The organism is Photobacterium andalusiense (assembly GCF_900185625.1).
GTDB classification, from domain to species: Bacteria; Pseudomonadota; Gammaproteobacteria; order Enterobacterales; family Vibrionaceae; genus Photobacterium; species Photobacterium aquimaris.
In genome coordinates this window covers 348,429-366,319 of sequence record NZ_FYAJ01000002.1, presented here as the reverse complement: position 1 = coordinate 366,319, position 17,891 = coordinate 348,429, and the positions used below count along the sequence as shown (strand labels likewise).

Below are 17,891 nucleotides of genomic sequence, written 5' to 3'. Positions count from 1 at the left end.
CATAAACATATGAATTATATAGCATTAATATCTCAGTCTTATATAATATCCCTTATAGCAGATCAAGAATAAAGACCCATAATAATGACGATCAACCCATCGAATTCCCTAGTACATAACGATTGCAATCTTCGACCTGGTACATTACGCCAACAAACAGCGCTTAGCCAACAGATCCGTCACCATGATCATTTTGTATCTAATCCAGCATTAGCTTATGTTTATTCTCTAGCCGCTACCGATACTACTGGTGGTCAGGCAAATGCGCGTTATACATTAGAGCGTTTTAGTCGGTTTTTATTAGGATCAAGTTTTGATCAAATTGATTGGCTAATGTTGCTGACGACCCCTGATCTTATTAAACAAGCGATGGCTGCTTTTTTGATTCATCGCGCTCAAGTTAAGGCAACAATGAAAGGCTTAGTTTATGATCCACAGCGGTCGCTTAAGAATTTACATATTAATCCCTTAAAAAAAGCACTACTGGTTATTGGTGATTATTATTATCAGCAACAACAAATCTCATTATCTCAATTAACTGAGTGGCAATCTGTCATTAGTGGTTTTTCTGTTCATGAGTATAAAGATCAACAATTGGATTCAGGTTGGCTTTCCCCTATTTCGGCACCTCAACCATTAACGATTGAATTAACCACTCAAGCGCAGATAATGTTAGAAGCATTTAGTTGTTTTTGTTTAAGATCTTGTATTGAAAGGATGGATTGGCAAACTGTACTCTATGCACCGGTATTACAAACGGCCATGCAATCGTTTTTATCATCACGTTTAACGATGAAAAGTAGCGATAAAAAACAAGATTATGCTCCAGCTACTGCAGATAATTTACTAAGAATGTTACGTGGTGTTGCTCATCATGCGTGGTTATCTGAGTCGATTTCTATTGAAACACTTCAGCGAATTAAGGCTATAAAACTGCCTAGAGGTTCTCGTCAATCAAGTGGTCGCTACTTAAGTTATGCTGATGTTGACCAAATATCGGCACTAACTTTAGCACAATCGAACAAGATTAAAGCGATAAGAGACAATGCAATATTTTGGCTAATGTATGAATCTGGCTTACGTCGGGCGGAAGTTATTGGTCTTGATATCGGTGATATTGATCTGTATTTATGTAAAATTCGCGTAATGGGTAAAGGTAATAAGGAACGGCATGTACCTTTCTCCAAAAACAGTGATTTATACTCAGCGATTGAGCAATGGTTAACGATCCGATTGAAACATTCACAAAAAATATCGAGTTTTTTCTGTGGTGTTAATCGTTATCAGCAACTAACCTCACAACGACTAACGACTCAAACCTTAAATGATCTTTGTAAAATGGTTCATCAACGTGGTTTTTTACGGCAAATATCCCCCCATGATTTTCGTCATTCGGTGGCGACAAACCTATTACGATCTGGATATGATTTATTATTAGTCAGTAAATTTATGGGACACAGCAGTATTAGTACTACTCAACGTTATGACCGTCGTACTGATGATGAATTACAAGGTGTTACACCTGGTCGTTAATAGATCACATTATTCGATTAAGATTACATTAATTGTGATGTAGTCTGTAGTATAAGCATTATTATTGTACGATATTATTTTATATTTATACTGACGTGATATCGTATCCAAAATAGCAATTGGATTTAAAATGATGATAATTATTCGACTATTAGTAATTATTTTATTTATAGGTTTTCATGCATCAAGTTCAGCTTTAACCATTGAACGATATAAACACCAATATGCGTTACTTCCCTGTACTGGATTAGAAGCTCGTATTATTAGTTTTGATAAGACAATCACAATGCGATTATCTAATGCATCAAAAAAGGAAAGGACTGATCTTAAAAATGAATATAAGGCATTAAATATATTATATAAACAAAAAAGGTGCCATAAAAAAACACCTCGATAATTATTATATTACCGAGGTATAGTTAATGACAAGGAGTTTGAGTTTATAAACTAAGCAAGCAATGTATAACTTAGATATAAATTAAGAGCAAGAACAATAGCAATAATAATAAAACCAAGAACAGAGACTATTTTATTATTTTTGTATTTACCCATGATTTTTTTACTATTGGTAAAATAAAGTAATGGAACAATTGCAAGTGCAATACCAAAGCTTAAAACAACTTGACTCATTACCAATATTTCAGTGGTATTGATAGCAAGAGCAATCACAATAAATGACGGAATCATCGTAATCAAGCGACGTAACCACATAGGAATTGTAAATTTTACAAAGCCTTGCATCACTACATCACCAGCCATTGTACCAACAACAGTGGACGATAAACCTGATGCAACTAACGAAATACCAAATAGAATTGAGGCTGCTTTACCTACTAATGGCGTTAATGTTTTATAGGCTGTTTCTATGGCTGCTATATCTTGATGGCCTGAATAATGAAATACTGCCGCAGCCATAGCGACGATTGCAATATTAACAAATCCTGCAATAACCATTGCAATTAATACATCATACTTTGTTGAACGTAAACGTGTTGATACTTTTTCACCGTAAGTATTTTTAAATAGTGCTGAATGTAAATAAATAACATGAGGCATTACAGTCGCACCAAGAATACCTGCAGCTAAATATATTTGGTGTGGACTATTTAATGTTGGAACAATCAGCCCTTTAACTAATTCATGAGATGCTGGCGGTGCAATAAATAACTCAAAAATATAAACAACGGCAACTAATAATAATAAGGTACCAATAATAATTTCTAATGGTTTTTGACTTTTATTATTAAGCATTAATATCATAACGGTAACTATCGCGGTAATGACAGCACCTTCCATCAAACTTATGCCAAATAACAATTGAAAACCAACGGCTGCACCGATAAATTCAGCAAGATCAGTTGCCATGGCAATTATTTCAGCTTGTATCCAATACGGTACTATTGCCCATTTAGGAAGATAATCTCGTAAATGTTCCGCTAAGTTTTTACCTGTAACAATGCCTAATTTAGCTGATAAATATTGAATCAACATCGCCATTAAGTTTGCCCACAATACCACCCATAGTAACTGGTAGCCAAAAGCTGAACCAGACTCGATATTTGTCGCAAAGTTACCAGGATCTATATAACCAATAGCAGCAATAAATGCAGGACCTAATAAAAGTAATTTCTTTTTTAATTTGAAACTAAATGGTGATGGTTGCATATCAAGGGCAATGGTTGATTTATTCATAGTGACTCCTTTGTCATGAGCCAACTTTACCCATCATCTAAATGATAATCAATATCATTTAGATTTCAAATATGGTTGTTAAATTTCCATGTATGACGGTTAACTTATTGATAGGAAATATCTAATTTAATAATAGGTGTAGGGTATAAAAATGTATATTTTATCATTTAATGATTCAATTATGTGAAATATATCAATAAAATGTGATCCTTTTTCAATAAAGTATATTAAAGAGTTTTATATTTTACGAAAAATCGATATTGTCATGACGGATAATTTATATATCTTTAGCGCATTATAAGGCTAGGTGTTAATCCTTAATAAAAATAAGTTTATTTGATTTTACGATGAACTTCATCTTTTTGTAAGATTTAACATTAATAATAAATATGATTAATTGTTAATAACACCTCACAATTGTAATTGTGATATCAAAATGGATGTTGAAAGAGGGATGTAATATGGAAGTCGAAGAAAATAGTAAGACTCAAAATTTCGATACCGATGTGATTCAATTATATCTTCGTGATATTTCTATGAAACCACTCTTAACAAAAACCGAGGAGATCCTCTATAGTCGTAAAGCATTGACAGGCGATGCCACTGCAAAAAAAGTAATGATCGAAAGTAATTTACGCTTAGTTGTTAATATTGCCAAACGTTACCGTGGTAGTTCTATTCAATTAAGTGATCTTATTGATGAGGGAAATATTGGTCTTATTACTGCTGTTGATAAATTTGATCCCGAAAAAGGTTTCCGATTTTCAACTTATGCAACATGGTGGATCAAGCAAACAATAGAACGTGCAATTCACAATCAAAGCCGTACCATTCGATTACCCGTTCATGTATCAAAAGAAATTAATACGATAGTACGAACACATAAACATCTGCTTAATACTCAAAATAAAGAGCCAAAGAATGAGGATGTTGCTGAAACACTCGATCGAAGTGTTAGTGATATATCTACCCTTTTATCTTATGATGCTCCCATTATATCTTATGATCAAACAATCAATGATGATGCTAATTCACAATCACTTTCGGTATTTTTAACGGATGATAAAGCCGTTAAGCCAGAAAGTCATTTAGATGATCTCGATATAAAACAAATAACTTCTTCTATTTTAAATGCTCTATCTCCACGCGATAAAGAAATTATTTGTCGTCGTTTTGGTTTGCTTGGACATGAATCACAAACTCTTCAAGAAGTTGCAGATGAAGTAGGATTAACACGTGAGAGAATTAGGCAACTACAAGTTATTTCATTGAAAAAGCTACGCAATTATCTTCAACGAGATAATTATGACATCTCAATTCTATTTGCTGACACGGCATGATAGATTGTTTGCTATTATTTAGAAGAGCACTTGAAGTGCTCTTTTTTTGTTATAGTAAGGTTCGTTATGCATTTAAAATCATTATTAGTTGCGGGTTCTGTATTGTTTTTTTCAGGTTGTGCTAGTTACGGTGTAACTGAAAATGAAATGCAATCATACCTAAATAAAGAAACCCAGTTTAATCATTCTGTGGGTATTCAAGGGCTAGCTTATGCTACGGGTAAATTTGATAATATCAAAGTTGGTATTGGTCGTGTCGCTAAAAATAAAGTCAATGTCGCAGCAACTGCAACCGCAGACTTAGAGCTAATGGGACAACCAACACAAAATATTTCAATAAAAGCTAATTTCAGTGCTATCCCTTATTACAATCAACAACAAGGTGCTATCTACTTAAAAGATCTTAATATTGAATCTTTAGACGTTACACCTAAACGATTAAATAATGTCTTAACCAAACCGGTAATAACACCTATTGTTTCTTTTTTAAGCCAAGTATTATCAACAAAACCTGTGTACAAACTCAATGATAATGAATTAGAGCAATCTCTATTGAAAAAAACCAAACCTGAGTTAGTGATTGAAAATCATAAATTAGTTTTAGATTGGTAGTATTACATATTCAATTAAAAAGCTCTTTCTTATAAGAGCTTTTTACTGTTTGGCTTTTGACTGTTCTAAATAGTGTGTACCCGCAGCATCATCTATTATCTTAATTGCCCTTTCCATTTCAAAAGATCGTTTCATTGCATCAGCAGCATAATCTCTCGTCGTGGGAGTTTGGCTAGTAATAATGAGCATTAAAACAAAAATGATTGTGGCTACTGATAATATAACCGCAGTATATATTCGTCGAGTAATGCGTTCTTCACTGGCTTTTATTTCTAATTTTACAGCTCGCAATACATCATAATTAGTAATATTGGAGCGTATCCTTTGGTTTTTATTCATCATAAATATTTAATATAATTCAACCGTGTCTGATTTTAACAAGCATCACTGAATTTAAGCTGACATAATTATATGTTATCGATGATTAAATATTGTTTGAACCAATATAAAGTTATAGTGCACTAGGTGGTTTAAAAATCAGAGCTATAGAGCCCTGATTTTATTATCAACTAATGATTAACACATATATTAATAGCAATATAGCTAATAACCATACAGGACAATTATATTTCTTAATTAATATATAACCAATAATTACAGCAATAACATCTGCTATTGATTTAATAGAGCTGCTAATAACAGGATCAATTAAAGCATTAGCTAACAGGCCAACAACACAAGCATTTATCAATATTATGGCTTGAGTTAACCGAGGGTGGCTAAATAAAGCTTTCCAAGCAGGCAAAAAGGCAAATAAGAGCAAACTACCAGGTAAAAATACCGCTATTGTCGCAATTAGGCTGCCAATAATTGGCATCTGAGGTATTGCTGATGCACCTAAATAACTGGCCATGGTAAACATTGGTCCTGGTACTAATTGTGCAGAAGCATAAGCACTTAAAAAAGTATTATTCGATACCATACCATCAAGCATTGGCTGTAATAATGGTAATACAACATGACCACCACCAAAAACAAAACTGCCTGCTTGATAGAAAATTGAAAATATTTTAATACTCTCGTTGGTACTCGCGATTAATGGCAATAAAATTAATAAGCCACAGAAGATCACAACTAAACCAATATGTGGTCGAATGGGTTTTATTAACGCTTTATTGATATTCGGTTGAGTTTTACATGACCATAAGATACCAATAATGCAGGCAACAATAATCGGAAGAATTTGGCCAAATAACCCCTGACTAAACGTTAACCATATTACAGTTAATAATGCTGTTGCGATGGTTGGTATTGATACAAGATTCTTCTTTGCCATCCCCCATAATGCATCGCTAACAACGACGACGGCTAATAATTTAGCAGCAGTAATAATGTGATTAACGACTGTTGATCCACTAAATTGATTATTAGCAACAGCGAGAAACGTCAGCAATGCAAATGATGGTAAGGTGAAACCAATAAATGCAGCAACTGAACCTCGATAGCCTGCTTTTTTATAACCAATATACATACCTAGTTGACTACTCGCAGGACCAGGTAAAAACTGGCATAACGCAATAGCTTGAGTAAAATCTTCATTACTGAGCCATTTCTTTTTAACGACAAATGCTTGTTGAAAATAGCCTATATGTGCTGCTGGTCCACCAAAACTGCATAAACCTAGCACTAAAAACTGCCAAAATACCGTTAACATTAATCACATCTCCTTAAGTGAAGTCATTATATTAACGGCTGTTCAACTATTACTAAAATCGTTTGTACAGATATATATCATTACTATTATCGATGGTGATTAACTTATGTTGTCGGCTTTTATTTTCAAGGCGTTGATAATCCTTTATGATAGAAAGCAGGTTATTCTTTTGTAATAACAAGCAAAGTTATATACATCGTCCCCTACTTTGCTTTTCTCTTCTAAGAGTAAATGCTTATGCTAGAAAATCTTCAACAAATGGTTATCTTGGCTGCGGTTGGCCATGAACAAAGTTTCACTCGTGCAGCAGATAGATTAGGCATCTCTAAATCTCAAGTTAGTAAGCAAATTCGTTATTTAGAAGAACGTTTAGGTTGCCAACTCGTGCAACGCAGTACACGTACAGTCGCTTTAACAGAAATTGGGTTACAGTATGCCGATTACGGCCAACAACTAGTTGATACCGTCAATGAAGCGGAAGCAATGGTCGCAGGTTACCGTAATGAGATAAAGGGTGTGTTACGCATTGGTATTGCACAATCTTTTGGTAATATCCATATCACCTCTGCTTTAGCTGAATTTCAAAAAGCTAATCCTGAATTAGAATTAGAAATCAGTCTATTTGATCATCGTCCGAATTTATTAGAAGAAGGCTTTGATTGTTGGATAGCCATTCATGAACACCCGCCAGAAGGTATGGTGGCGCGCAAATTAGCCAATTGTGAATTTATCGTTGTTGCTTCACCGGATTATATTGCGCTGCATGGAAAACCAGTAACACCAGGTGAACTACGCAACCATAATTGTATTACTTACCAAAGCCGTGAGCGCAAATATGTCAATTGGGCTTTTTCTCGTGACGGTGTGCAACAATCGATTCGAGTACGAGGTAATTATCGAATAGATAACGCACCGGCTGTATTAGATGCAGCAGTAAGTGGTTTAGGGATTGCGTATTTATCGACTTATTTAATGACCGATGAAATTGAAACTAATAAGTTAATACAGTTACTCCCTGAATGGAAAACAACGGTTGACTTACCTATTTATGCTGTTTATCCACGCCGGAAATACTTAGCCCCCAAAGTGCGTTCCTTTATTGATTTCATGGCTGAACGCATGGCACAAGCACCTTATAAAACGCCACCGTCTATGCGCTAATCAGCTTGTATTTATACAATACGCTTAAATTAAATATATCGAGTTAAAGAAAGACAACAACGCGGCTATTATAGCCGCGTTGTTTATTATTAAGTAAAACTGTCTTATTCTACTGCTTGTTTTTTTTGCGCCGGTAACGCATACATACGACGTAATATCGTTTGTACGCCTTGTGGTTGGTCAGCTAATTTCTGTTCAAATAACTGACGCTCAGCAGCTGTCACTTGCTCAGATTCAATATCAGCAGCAATATAATTTGATGGGAATAAATGATAATTTTCAGTAATTTGCTTATCAATAATCGCTGCTAATTCATCAGGAGTTTCAGGCGCTTCAGTAATGACATCACCAAAGCTAATATGAATTCGACGTTTCTGACCGACAATACCTTGGACGATACTTTCGATATCTTCAAATTCAGATTTCTCATACGTACCCGTGGTTTCTTTTTGGTAAAGCTCTTGTGCTTTTGCCAAGTCACAAGGATCATTTTCGTATGAAATTGCCACTGGAACAATATTAAGCCCGCTCATAAATTCAGCAAACGGTAATTTTTGCTTACGTCCTTCCATAAAGAACATTTTTAGAATCGCAGGATCAGTTTTGTCATTACCGTCTTTCGCACGCCCTTCTTTTTGTGCAATCCAAATGTTATTGCCCGTCATTAAAGAATGAGAAATATAGCTAGAAAGTAATCCTAATGACTTCATTAGCTCACGCGGACCTTTTGCTGAACGTTTAACAATAAAACTTTTGTTCAAGCGCATTAGCTCAGTCGCACATGGTTTTTTAAGTAAATTATCACCAATCGCAATACGTACCGTGTTGAAATTATTATTAAATAAACACCAATTTACCATTGCAGGATCCATCGCGATATCACGATGATTTGAAACGAAGAGATAAGCTTTATTAGGATCTAGCTTATCTAATCCAGTGATTGTTACACCATTACAAGAGTGATCAATGGTAGCCCGCATATACTTAGCTACATAATCTTGGACATTTTTAACACTGGTCACATTCGACCATTTTTTCACAAGAAAACGTTTTATTAGCGGAATCAGTAACCAACCAAACATACCAGAAGCATGAGGAAAGCGGTACTTTAAAATGGCATTGATAAAATCTTTATCATCAATCAAACGTTGGATAGCCCCTTTAACTTCGTCATCGTTGTAAGGGCGGATTTCTTTATAAATATCGTTATCTATACACACAATAAGGCTTCATCTTGAAAAAACTGGGTCATTTTACAGGTAAATACTATCTTTACCCAATAACCTAAATCAATAAGGAGTATGGTTGGAAACCGAACCACGCCGAGTCGCTGAATTTTCAACCACAATTAATCATAAAAAGTGCGTTCTAATGCAAAAACGACCAATCATACACTGATTTTGATTATTGTCGCCTATGCAATGTTGACGATGTAACAAAAACAGCCGAATATGTGTGGGATATCGAGTTAGAGAGACATTATGAAACAAGCTATTGAGTTTTCCCAAAACGAGCACCCTTTTCTTTTCGTCGGTTCTCGTCGTAAAAGTCACAATGCCTATTTTATTGTTGTGACCAGCGGCAGCATATTAATGCGCTTAGGTAAACATGAACATCTTGTCTCTAAAGGACATGGCTTCTGGGTTCCTTTTGATTGTTTACATGCTTTAACGGTTTTACCTGGCACTTGCTTTTTTAAAGTTGCTTTTTCAATCCGTCTACAACAGCCATTATGTCGTGATGCTGGGTTCTTTGTGGTTAGCCCACTGCTTGAGGCTTTATTAGTTGAACTTGAAAAGCAGCCAACAGAAAAACACGACTGGAATGGCGCTGAAGGACGTTTGCTCAAAGTTATTGCAGATCAAATATCAAACCTATCTGCATCAACCCAATCGCTATCACCAGCGATTAATAAACAATATCATAATGCATTAGCACTATTACTTAACGGTAATAAGGTGACTGAGCAATCGGCAGTTCAAGCTATCGAGCCTATACTTGGAATGACGATAAAAGAGTTTGAATCTTGCATTACGATACGTGAGGCGTTGAAATTAATACGTTCAGGAAGAAAATTGCCACAAATTGCCGCTCAACTTAATACATCGGAAGTGTTACTTGAAACGCTGGCAATACCTATTTTAGGTAAGCCTTTTTAATTGCGGTAACTAATAATTAAAACATATACTTAAAACAACGTCCGTTAATGCTAATGGGCGTTTTTTATTAGTCATTAATTAAACGGCACATGGACTTGTAGTGATATTCCATCATCAACATTACTCTTAGTATGCCAGCGATAATCTAATCGAACATGGGTACTATTACTGCTAGGTTCACCAAAACCAATACTCATTTGGACACCGTGATTTAATACCCACTGCTCGGCATCAACAATATCTTCAACCTGTTCATGATCATATTCTTTTGGTAACCAGAATCCTAAACCGTAGTACATTGAATCATCATATTCAGTGAAAATGGGATGATCAGAAAAATTATCACTCCATTTATTCCAAAAATCACTGGTGTTATAGCCATGATCTTGTTTCCAATTACTAAACTGCTTAACTTGTTCGCTTGAATGAAGCAATGGAATACTATCGTACTCTGTGTCTTGACCACATAACGACTGATCATATTGAAAAAAATCATTCGTTGTTGACGATTTCGGGGCTGGAAAAAATTCACAAGAGAAAGCATACACAGATGACGAGTAAAATAAATTACCAACGAGAGCAAGCATGTATACTTTAACTTTATTTACACGCAAAGATTAACGTCCTTGTTGTTCTTCGTTAAACTGAAACCTATTGTCGTTAATCAGCATTGAAGCCACTGTAGGCGTAGTATAGTGACTAATATCACTTTTCTTGACTAATGCGTTCCGTATCAACGTACTGCGTATTGGTAGCGTTTCAGGACATGCCATCACCTGCCACCGTTTGAGGATCTCATCAGCGTTATAAAAGCGCTGAAAACTTAAAAAGTTATCTGGACCAATCACAAAGGTAATATTGCTATCAGGATATTGCAATTGTAATGCTTCCATCACAGCAAAGGTTGTCACAGCACTATCACCAGTAGCAATTTGTTGCTCTAGTGTAGATAATTCTAGATTAGATTGACCAATATCGCTGATAAATGCACGCACTAGATCACAACGGGCATTATAATCAAGCATGATCTTTCCCCACGCATGTTGATAACTCGGTAGTAATAATACTTTATCAAATTGACCTAAGCGCTCTAATACCGAACGGTGACCTAAGCTTGGAGGGTTAAATGCGCTACCAAAAACTGCCAGTGTGTGTTTCATAAATCAATCAGCTAACCTCTATTGCTACATCTTAGAAAGACAATCTATTGAACTAATTTAGTAATATGATGCTGTTTTTATGCTAAAACAACATTATTTTAAAGAAATTTACGCTTGAGCATTGATCCTTAGTTAGAGTTATCGCATGATTTTGATAAAGGTGTAATGGCTGAGTTCTCATTTTTCCATTATACCAACTTAAGTGATTAATATTTGGGCAAAAGCCTTAAGGATTCATGACCCATGGAACAACTTATCCGTGACGAAATGCGTGTGCTGCCGACTATCGATGTTGAATATGAAATTCAGCGCCGTGTTGCTTTCATCCAGAAAAAACTCAAGCAATCTGGCTGTAAATCTCTAGTACTCGGTATTAGCGGAGGTGTTGATTCAACTACTTGTGGCCGTCTAGCACAACTTGCTATTAACGATTTAAATGCCACTGCTGCTACCAACGATTATCAGTTTATTGCTGTTCGTCTACCTTATGGTGAACAACAAGATGAAGACGAAGCTCAACATGCTTTGCAATTTATTCAGCCTAGCCAATCGGTAAGTGTCAACATCAAAGCTGGCGTTGATGGCTTACATGCTAATGCGTTACTTGGATTAGAAGGCACAGGGTTAATTCCAACTGATGCTGCTAAAGTTGATTTTGTAAAAGGCAATGTAAAAGCAAGAGCGCGCATGATTGCACAATATGAAATTGCAGGCTTAGTAGGTGGATTGGTGATTGGTACTGATCATTCAGCAGAAAACATCACTGGCTTTTATACTAAATTTGGTGATGGTGCTTGTGATTTAGCGCCTCTTTTTGGCTTAAACAAGCGCCAAATTCGTAGTATCGCAGCAAAATTAGGTGCACCAGAGCATCTTGTTGCTAAAGTACCGACTGCCGATTTAGAAGAATTAGCACCACAAAAAGCAGACGAAGATGCATTATTAGTCACTTATGACCAAATTGATGATTTTCTTGAAGGTAAACCCGTTGATGACTTTGTACGTGATCGTTTAGTGAGCATTTACCGTGCTACACAGCATAAGCGTCAACCTATTCCGACCATTTATGACATTGACTAATATTTTTAAATCATAAAGTTACAGATAAAATAAAAGGCTTAACTAAATGTTAGGCCTTTATTTTTTATTCGTTAGTTGCTTACTTACATAATATTGCTTCAGGTTGACCAATAATAAGAGCATTGAGTTCTTCCCATAGATCATCACAAAGACCAGAGCGATATACCGCTTCTTTAAAAGCTGGATGCTCATGTTGATACATTTTATAGTGACGCGGTGAACTCTTGCTGCTTGAACGTACATTTGCTAAACGATCGCACACTTTTACGATCAAAGCTAAACGAGCAGCTTCTTCTTCAATATTTAAAGCTGCTAATCGTTGGTTTATTTCTAATTTGCGTTTAGCACGATCTTCTAACTTAACATCGGTAACATAATTAACAGCATCTGCAATAGTAAAACCAAAACACTCTGCTAACTCATTAAAACTTGTATCCGTATCTTCAATAATATCGTGTAACTGAGCGACAATCATTGCGTCTAAACCAAATGGTTCGGCAAGCTTTGCTACAGTATCAAGATGAACAGAATACGGAAACTCGCCATATTTTTGATTGCCATGACGATTTTTGGCAAATGCTTGTGCTGCTAAATAACGACTATTCATCTATAACTTCCTCGGTACTTTTTTATTTTATTTTTCCATTGTAGAAGTAAAACATACCTTTATGCTAGTCGTTTATTTGGCATAATAATTATCCAAAAATAAAAAAAGAGCCTTACGACTCTTTTTATTAATTAGATAGTTACGAATGATAAACTATGGTTATTCTTCTTCATCCGCAGCAAGCTCACCCGCAGCTTGGCGACGCTTCATATCAGCTTCACGAATTTCATTAGCAACAATCATGATAGCTTCACCGCTACTGATACCTTTAGACATAAGATCATGAATGCGATCAGCAGCTTCTTGTTGCTCTGAATGCGTTAATGTCGGCGTGTGATTATACATATCATTCTTCTTAACTTCGTAAACGGATAGGTATTCTAGAAGTAATGTCAAACAATGTCACTGTTTATCCTCGCTGAACGCTAATTAGCCAGGATGGCCGTCTGCACGAGCTTGAGTCAGTATTGGAAAATACACTACCGTAAAAATTATGAATGCCACTATCCATAAAATAGCAGAGATAACATACGTATTAACGACGGCAACAGGTATAACAAGTACTAATATTGTTCTCGCAAGCAATGAAGCAAATAAACTTATAAAAGCAACCACCATCCACTTTCCTGTTTGTAATTTGCGCCCTGTGTGTCCTAATGAAACACGTGCCATCATTGCAAGTATCATAGAGCCAATACCACCAATAGCGATAAAGTGAATACCTACCGTTGGACTCATCGTGCTATTTACATAGCTTCCCCCTAGCCACGCAAAACCGATTATCATTGATAAATAAGCCCCATGTAGCGACCATAACAAAGGTATCGCTAAGGTTTTGTGACTACGCCAACGACACATGCGTACTAAATTAGTCACCGCAGCAATAAGGTAAGTTGCAGCTAGCAAAGATGGAGCAATAGTTACCGGTAAAAGAGTGAAGATTAACACTATCCAAATCGGTATTAAGGCGGCATATTCTAACAATGGTATACGAGTAATTGGCGCTGTTTGGGTTGCTCGTGAAGTAAAAAATGGAATCACTCTACCGCCAACAATAAGCACTACTGCAGCAATGATCGTCAATGTTGCTAACGCCGTTGCTTGTAAATTAAATGGGATCACCTTAAGTACCATCAAATGATATTTTATGTTGAGCAATGTAAACATAAGCAGTACTGGAATAAAAAACATATTACGCCATTGCTTAACTTTGATGATTGGTATTGCTAAAAATATCATCGCCATAACAATCCAAGCACAATCAATAACCATCCACAGATAACTCGGCGTCGCAAACATTAGTCCTAACCGCGCAATTAACCATAGGCTAAATAAAATGGCTAGCTTTGTCCCCTTCCCCCCAGTTTGGCCAGTCCATGTCTGCACTGCTGTCAGTAGAAACCCCACAATCACTGCGCCAGCAAATCCAAATAGCATTTCATGAGTATGCCACCACAAAGGATTACTATACATAAACTGACTTATTTGAGGAGTACCCGCCCAAAGCAAACCCCATAATGCTATTGAAACAACAGCATAAACGGCTGCTCCGATAAAAAATGGCCGAAAAGCAAGTCTAAATATAGGTGGGATTTTTTCTTCTTGCGCGCGATCGATAATTTGCATCATACACCCCTTATAAACATGCATTAATTATACATGTTTACAGAGCTATTACTACTTTTCCTAATTTTAGCTTTATCTTCTTGAATTTTAGATAAAAAAAATGGCCATCACACTAATGTAATGGCCATATCATTCTAACTATAATTAATCATCATCACCGACATAATCAACAGGCCGCGTGATCCGTTGAATATCTAAGATTGAAATTTCACCTTGCCATCGTGTTTTTACAACACCAACACTTAACCAATAACGCCCTTCTGGAAGGTTTAATTTGGGTAATGTTGTCGGCCAATTTGAGTCTGAATCTTGACTCCAGATAGCATGCCATGTTGTATCATTAAGATCATATAATTTAATACTTAATGTCGGCGACGGACAGTTACCACTATTTTTTTCAATATTATCAATTCGCCAGGTTTTACTGTCTTTCCAACTAATTTCTTGTTTTTCAACAGGAGAATTTAGCACAATCCATCCAACCCAAGGCGGCTCATTTTCTGCGGTGATAGAGAGCTTATATAACCCAGCAGATACTGGCTCATCTAACCGTTGTGTTTCCACTGAAAAATAACCACCATCATCGATAAAAGGCGCACCTTTCAATAACGGCTTATTTGGCCATTTGGTCAAACTAATATTAGTAATATCAGTTCGAGTTAAGCCTACGACAGAAATTTTTAATAGTTGTTGATTAAGATTTTGCTCAACTTGACGTTCAATAGATAATTTAGGTAACCAAGTTGGTAATACTTTACGCTCAAGACTATGACCACAGTCTTCACTAATGGCTAAATTAAGTAACTGATCGAGATTGTCAGCTTGAACGCTATTAGGTGATTGTTGCCATGCTTGGATGATCGTCTGAAAAACAGCATCCGTATCATCTTCGAGCAGTTCTTTATGCGCCATCGTATAAAGATCTTTTGAGATAAACCAATCAGACGATGCAAACGCACTCGAAGGAAATAACATCGAGTGCATTAACAATAACCCCATAAGCCAGCGTGTTTGCTTTTTTATTCTCATGGAATATAGACCTAAGCGTTATGGCTTCATTCGGTATCCGACACCACGTAATGTCTCTATCTCAATATCAGGCAGTTTTTGACGCAATTGCAGAATATGAGTATCAACTGTACGTGTTGTTGGATAGTGATTGTAGCCCCAAACTTGATCTAATAGCTCATCACGGGTAAACACACGACCGGCATTTTTTGCTAAGAAGACTAATAATTCAAATTCAGTACGTGTTAACGTCACGCTTTCACTGCCATGAAAAACTTCACGGCTTTCTTGGTTAATACGAATATTACCGACAGCGATGATATTAATCGCTGCCATATCGCCATCTTCGCCACGCAGGTGTACTCGAACGCGAGCTAATAGTTCTTCTTCCGCAAATGGCTTGGTTAAATAATCTTTTGCTCCTGAGTCTAACCCAATCACTTTATCGTTAATGGAAACCATTGCTGTTAATAAAATAACTGGCACGTGTTTCTTTTTTAACCAACCTGACAAGTAGTCGAGTGAATCACCTTCCGGTAATTGGCGATCGAGTACAACAAGATCTGCATCTTTCCACAATGCTTCGACTTTAGTGGCACAATCAGCGTATAAACAGTTGTATCCGGCTTGCCTTAAGCAATCGAGTAAACCATCAGCAAGGTTACGGTCATCTTCAACCAGTAGCAGAGTTTGATTCACACGGTATCTCCAAAATAAACGTTGTTGGTGGACCAATGAGTTTCATTCGGCCCCCCATTCTATTAATCATCGATTCAACAATTGTTAAACCCAAGCCTAAACCTTGAGAACTAACAAAAGGCTTTCTTAAGCGAGACCAGTCTTTTGCGCCTAATTGCCCTTCATCTTGAACAACTAGCTTTAAAGTCCCATTCTTATACGATGACGATAAACTAACTGGTGCTACACCATACTTATGAGCATTAGATAATAAGTTATCAAGACAAGTTCCTAGCCAATAAATATTAACCAGCACACTTCTATCTTCACCTAAGTTCAGTATAACATCGTACTTTTCTGCTATATAACCTAACCATTCATTCAGCGATTCAACTTCTTGAACACTTAACTGTTGTTGGTTCGCTTGTAAATAATCTTTACTCGCTTCGGCTAACTGACGCAACCGTCGCGAATCTTCTGTTAAACGACGAAACTCGTCGTATAAACCTTCCGGTAACTCATCAAAATGACGTCTAAAACCTTCAACTGTCATTGCTAAACTGGCAATTGGAGTACGTAATTCATGGGTTAGAATTTGTAACACTAACATCCGTTCTTCCATCGTACGACGGCGGATCCTGAAGCGGTAAATACTCCAACTCAACAATAACCCAGCATTCATCACCAGTAAGCCTATTAATAAATAATAGGTTACATGCGACTTATTATCTTCACGCCAACAAATATTACCATTTTTGGCAAGACAAAAATCATTTTGATCTAAGCGTTTAAAATGTAACTGATAACGATTAAGCATTTTAGACCATGTTACTTGGCCAAAGACACGGTATTCATTATCGTTGCGAACCCACAATTCACCATTTGAGATAAAAAATTGTGCACCAGAAATAAACGCATGAATCTCATCATTATTCATTCGCTGCAAGCGTCCTAAAATCGTTGTTGCTGCAGCAATTGGTCGTTCTTTTATATGTAAATATTTACTATATTTTATCGCCATATCCGGATGTTTCTGAATATAACGGTAGGCATAACTACCACCACCAGGATGAATATATCCTGAACGTACAAACCAACTTGATGGTAATTTTGTTTTAAAGCACATAGCACGTGTAAATACAACAGGTTGAGTAACTAATGGCGATAATGGCCACGGTCCTTTACACGTTATCGAATTATGGTAGAGCTGACGCAATGCATTTAGTGGATATTCACCAGTTTGTGGTAATAATGTTTCAGGGACTAACAGTCGCCCTGGATATAAGCTCTGAAGTTTACGAAAATCGTATGTTGCTAAAGGCTTACGTTTTAATATATCAGAACGAGCAGCATTTAACCGTTCTGGAAATGTTTGAGCTTCTGCAAATGATGCTGCAGAAAATAATAAAAAAAAGACTAGTACATACGTTTTCATACTTTTAGTTTAACATTATAGAACAGTGTTTTGTCAAAAAAATGTCAGCGCGATAACCATATGAATATAGAACATTTAATTGAATATATCTCACTTAAAACACCATTTTTTGTTTATAAATAAAAAAAAGCCACTCAACCCTGAGT

At 36.2% G+C, this 17,891-nt stretch carries 19 protein-coding genes; 7 read left to right on the top strand and 12 right to left on the bottom strand.

Features of this window, described 5'->3' with window-relative positions:
- The first annotated feature begins 84 nt into the window (after positions 1–84).
- Entirely contained in the window at positions 85–1,533 is a 1,449-nt protein-coding gene (locus PAND9192_RS07185) for a tyrosine-type recombinase/integrase (RefSeq protein WP_087853186.1), read from the top strand.
- Between the two features lie 130 nt (positions 1,534–1,663).
- On the top strand, positions 1,664–1,930 hold the full coding sequence (locus PAND9192_RS07180; protein WP_087853185.1) for a hypothetical protein: 267 nt from the start codon (positions 1,664–1,666) through the stop codon (positions 1,928–1,930).
- 50 nt (positions 1,931–1,980) lie between these two features.
- Here PAND9192_RS07180 and PAND9192_RS07175 read toward each other — a convergent pair whose 3' ends face one another.
- Positions 1,981–3,225, bottom strand: a complete 1,245-nt coding sequence (locus tag PAND9192_RS07175) for an Nramp family divalent metal transporter (RefSeq protein ID WP_087853184.1) — start codon at positions 3,223–3,225, stop codon at positions 1,981–1,983.
- A gap of 461 nt (positions 3,226–3,686) precedes the next feature.
- On the opposite strand from PAND9192_RS07175, the gene rpoS reads away from it, so the two are divergent.
- Both rpoS and PAND9192_RS07165 read left to right on the top strand, forming a co-directional pair.
- On the top strand, positions 3,687–4,565 hold the full coding sequence (gene rpoS / locus PAND9192_RS07170; RefSeq protein WP_087853183.1) for an RNA polymerase sigma factor RpoS: 879 nt from the start codon (positions 3,687–3,689) through the stop codon (positions 4,563–4,565).
- Between the two features lie 66 nt (positions 4,566–4,631).
- A complete protein-coding gene (locus PAND9192_RS07165; RefSeq protein WP_087820198.1) occupies positions 4,632–5,177 on the top strand; it encodes a YceB family lipoprotein in 546 nt (181 codons plus the stop codon).
- A gap of 42 nt (positions 5,178–5,219) precedes the next feature.
- Here the strand turns inward: PAND9192_RS07165 and PAND9192_RS07160 are convergent, their stop codons facing one another.
- A complete protein-coding gene (locus PAND9192_RS07160) occupies positions 5,220–5,519 on the bottom strand; it encodes a hypothetical protein (RefSeq protein WP_087853182.1) in 300 nt (99 codons plus the stop codon).
- Between the two features lie 163 nt (positions 5,520–5,682).
- Entirely contained in the window at positions 5,683–6,831 is a 1,149-nt protein-coding gene (gene chrA, locus PAND9192_RS07155; RefSeq protein ID WP_087853181.1) for a chromate efflux transporter, read from the bottom strand.
- 237 nt (positions 6,832–7,068) lie between these two features.
- Here chrA and PAND9192_RS07150 point away from each other — a divergent pair, with 237 nt between their 5' ends.
- Positions 7,069–7,992: a LysR family transcriptional regulator gene (locus PAND9192_RS07150; protein WP_087853180.1), complete on the top strand. Its 924-nt coding sequence runs from the start codon at positions 7,069–7,071 to the stop codon at positions 7,990–7,992.
- Between the two features lie 104 nt (positions 7,993–8,096).
- Here PAND9192_RS07150 and PAND9192_RS07145 read toward each other — a convergent pair whose 3' ends face one another.
- Positions 8,097–9,212: a 1-acyl-sn-glycerol-3-phosphate acyltransferase gene (locus PAND9192_RS07145; protein WP_087853179.1), complete on the bottom strand. Its 1,116-nt coding sequence runs from the start codon at positions 9,210–9,212 to the stop codon at positions 8,097–8,099.
- A gap of 261 nt (positions 9,213–9,473) precedes the next feature.
- On the opposite strand from PAND9192_RS07145, the gene PAND9192_RS07140 reads away from it, so the two are divergent.
- Complete coding sequence (locus PAND9192_RS07140) at positions 9,474–10,151, top strand: AraC family ligand binding domain-containing protein (RefSeq protein WP_087853178.1); 678 nt, start codon at positions 9,474–9,476, stop codon at positions 10,149–10,151.
- A 74-nt stretch (positions 10,152–10,225) separates the two neighbouring features.
- On the opposite strand, the gene PAND9192_RS07135 is transcribed toward PAND9192_RS07140, so the two are convergent.
- Both PAND9192_RS07135 and PAND9192_RS07130 read right to left on the bottom strand, forming a co-directional pair.
- On the bottom strand, positions 10,226–10,765 hold the full coding sequence (locus PAND9192_RS07135; protein WP_087853177.1) for a hypothetical protein: 540 nt from the start codon (positions 10,763–10,765) through the stop codon (positions 10,226–10,228).
- Between the two features lie 3 nt (positions 10,766–10,768).
- Positions 10,769–11,311, bottom strand: a complete 543-nt coding sequence (locus PAND9192_RS07130) for a nicotinate-nicotinamide nucleotide adenylyltransferase (RefSeq protein ID WP_087853176.1) — start codon at positions 11,309–11,311, stop codon at positions 10,769–10,771.
- Between the two features lie 243 nt (positions 11,312–11,554).
- Between PAND9192_RS07130 and nadE the strand changes: the two genes are divergently transcribed.
- A complete protein-coding gene (gene nadE, locus PAND9192_RS07125) occupies positions 11,555–12,391 on the top strand; it encodes an NAD(+) synthase (protein WP_087853175.1) in 837 nt (278 codons plus the stop codon).
- A 79-nt stretch (positions 12,392–12,470) separates the two neighbouring features.
- Here nadE and PAND9192_RS07120 read toward each other — a convergent pair whose 3' ends face one another.
- From PAND9192_RS07120 to vxrA, 6 genes are all read right to left on the bottom strand, one after another.
- Positions 12,471–12,998 carry an HD domain-containing protein gene (locus PAND9192_RS07120; protein ID WP_087853174.1) on the bottom strand — a complete coding sequence of 176 codons (528 nt, stop codon included), beginning with the start codon at positions 12,996–12,998 and terminating at the stop codon, positions 12,471–12,473.
- A gap of 159 nt (positions 12,999–13,157) precedes the next feature.
- Positions 13,158–13,343: a YoaH family protein gene (locus PAND9192_RS07115; protein WP_087820188.1), complete on the bottom strand. Its 186-nt coding sequence runs from the start codon at positions 13,341–13,343 to the stop codon at positions 13,158–13,160.
- Positions 13,344–13,427: 84 nt separating this feature from the next.
- Positions 13,428–14,627 carry an NnrS family protein gene (locus PAND9192_RS07110; RefSeq protein WP_306341504.1) on the bottom strand — a complete coding sequence of 400 codons (1,200 nt, stop codon included), beginning with the start codon at positions 14,625–14,627 and terminating at the stop codon, positions 13,428–13,430.
- A 141-nt stretch (positions 14,628–14,768) separates the two neighbouring features.
- Complete coding sequence (locus PAND9192_RS07105; RefSeq protein ID WP_087853172.1) at positions 14,769–15,653, bottom strand: DUF2861 family protein; 885 nt, start codon at positions 15,651–15,653, stop codon at positions 14,769–14,771.
- Between the two features lie 18 nt (positions 15,654–15,671).
- A complete protein-coding gene (locus tag PAND9192_RS07100; protein WP_087853171.1) occupies positions 15,672–16,331 on the bottom strand; it encodes a response regulator transcription factor in 660 nt (219 codons plus the stop codon).
- Positions 16,306–17,745: a sensor histidine kinase VxrA gene (vxrA, locus tag PAND9192_RS07095; RefSeq protein ID WP_087853170.1), complete on the bottom strand. Its 1,440-nt coding sequence runs from the start codon at positions 17,743–17,745 to the stop codon at positions 16,306–16,308. The genes PAND9192_RS07100 and vxrA overlap by 26 nt, the downstream gene beginning before the upstream one ends.
- Between the last annotated feature and the right edge of the window lie 146 nt (positions 17,746–17,891).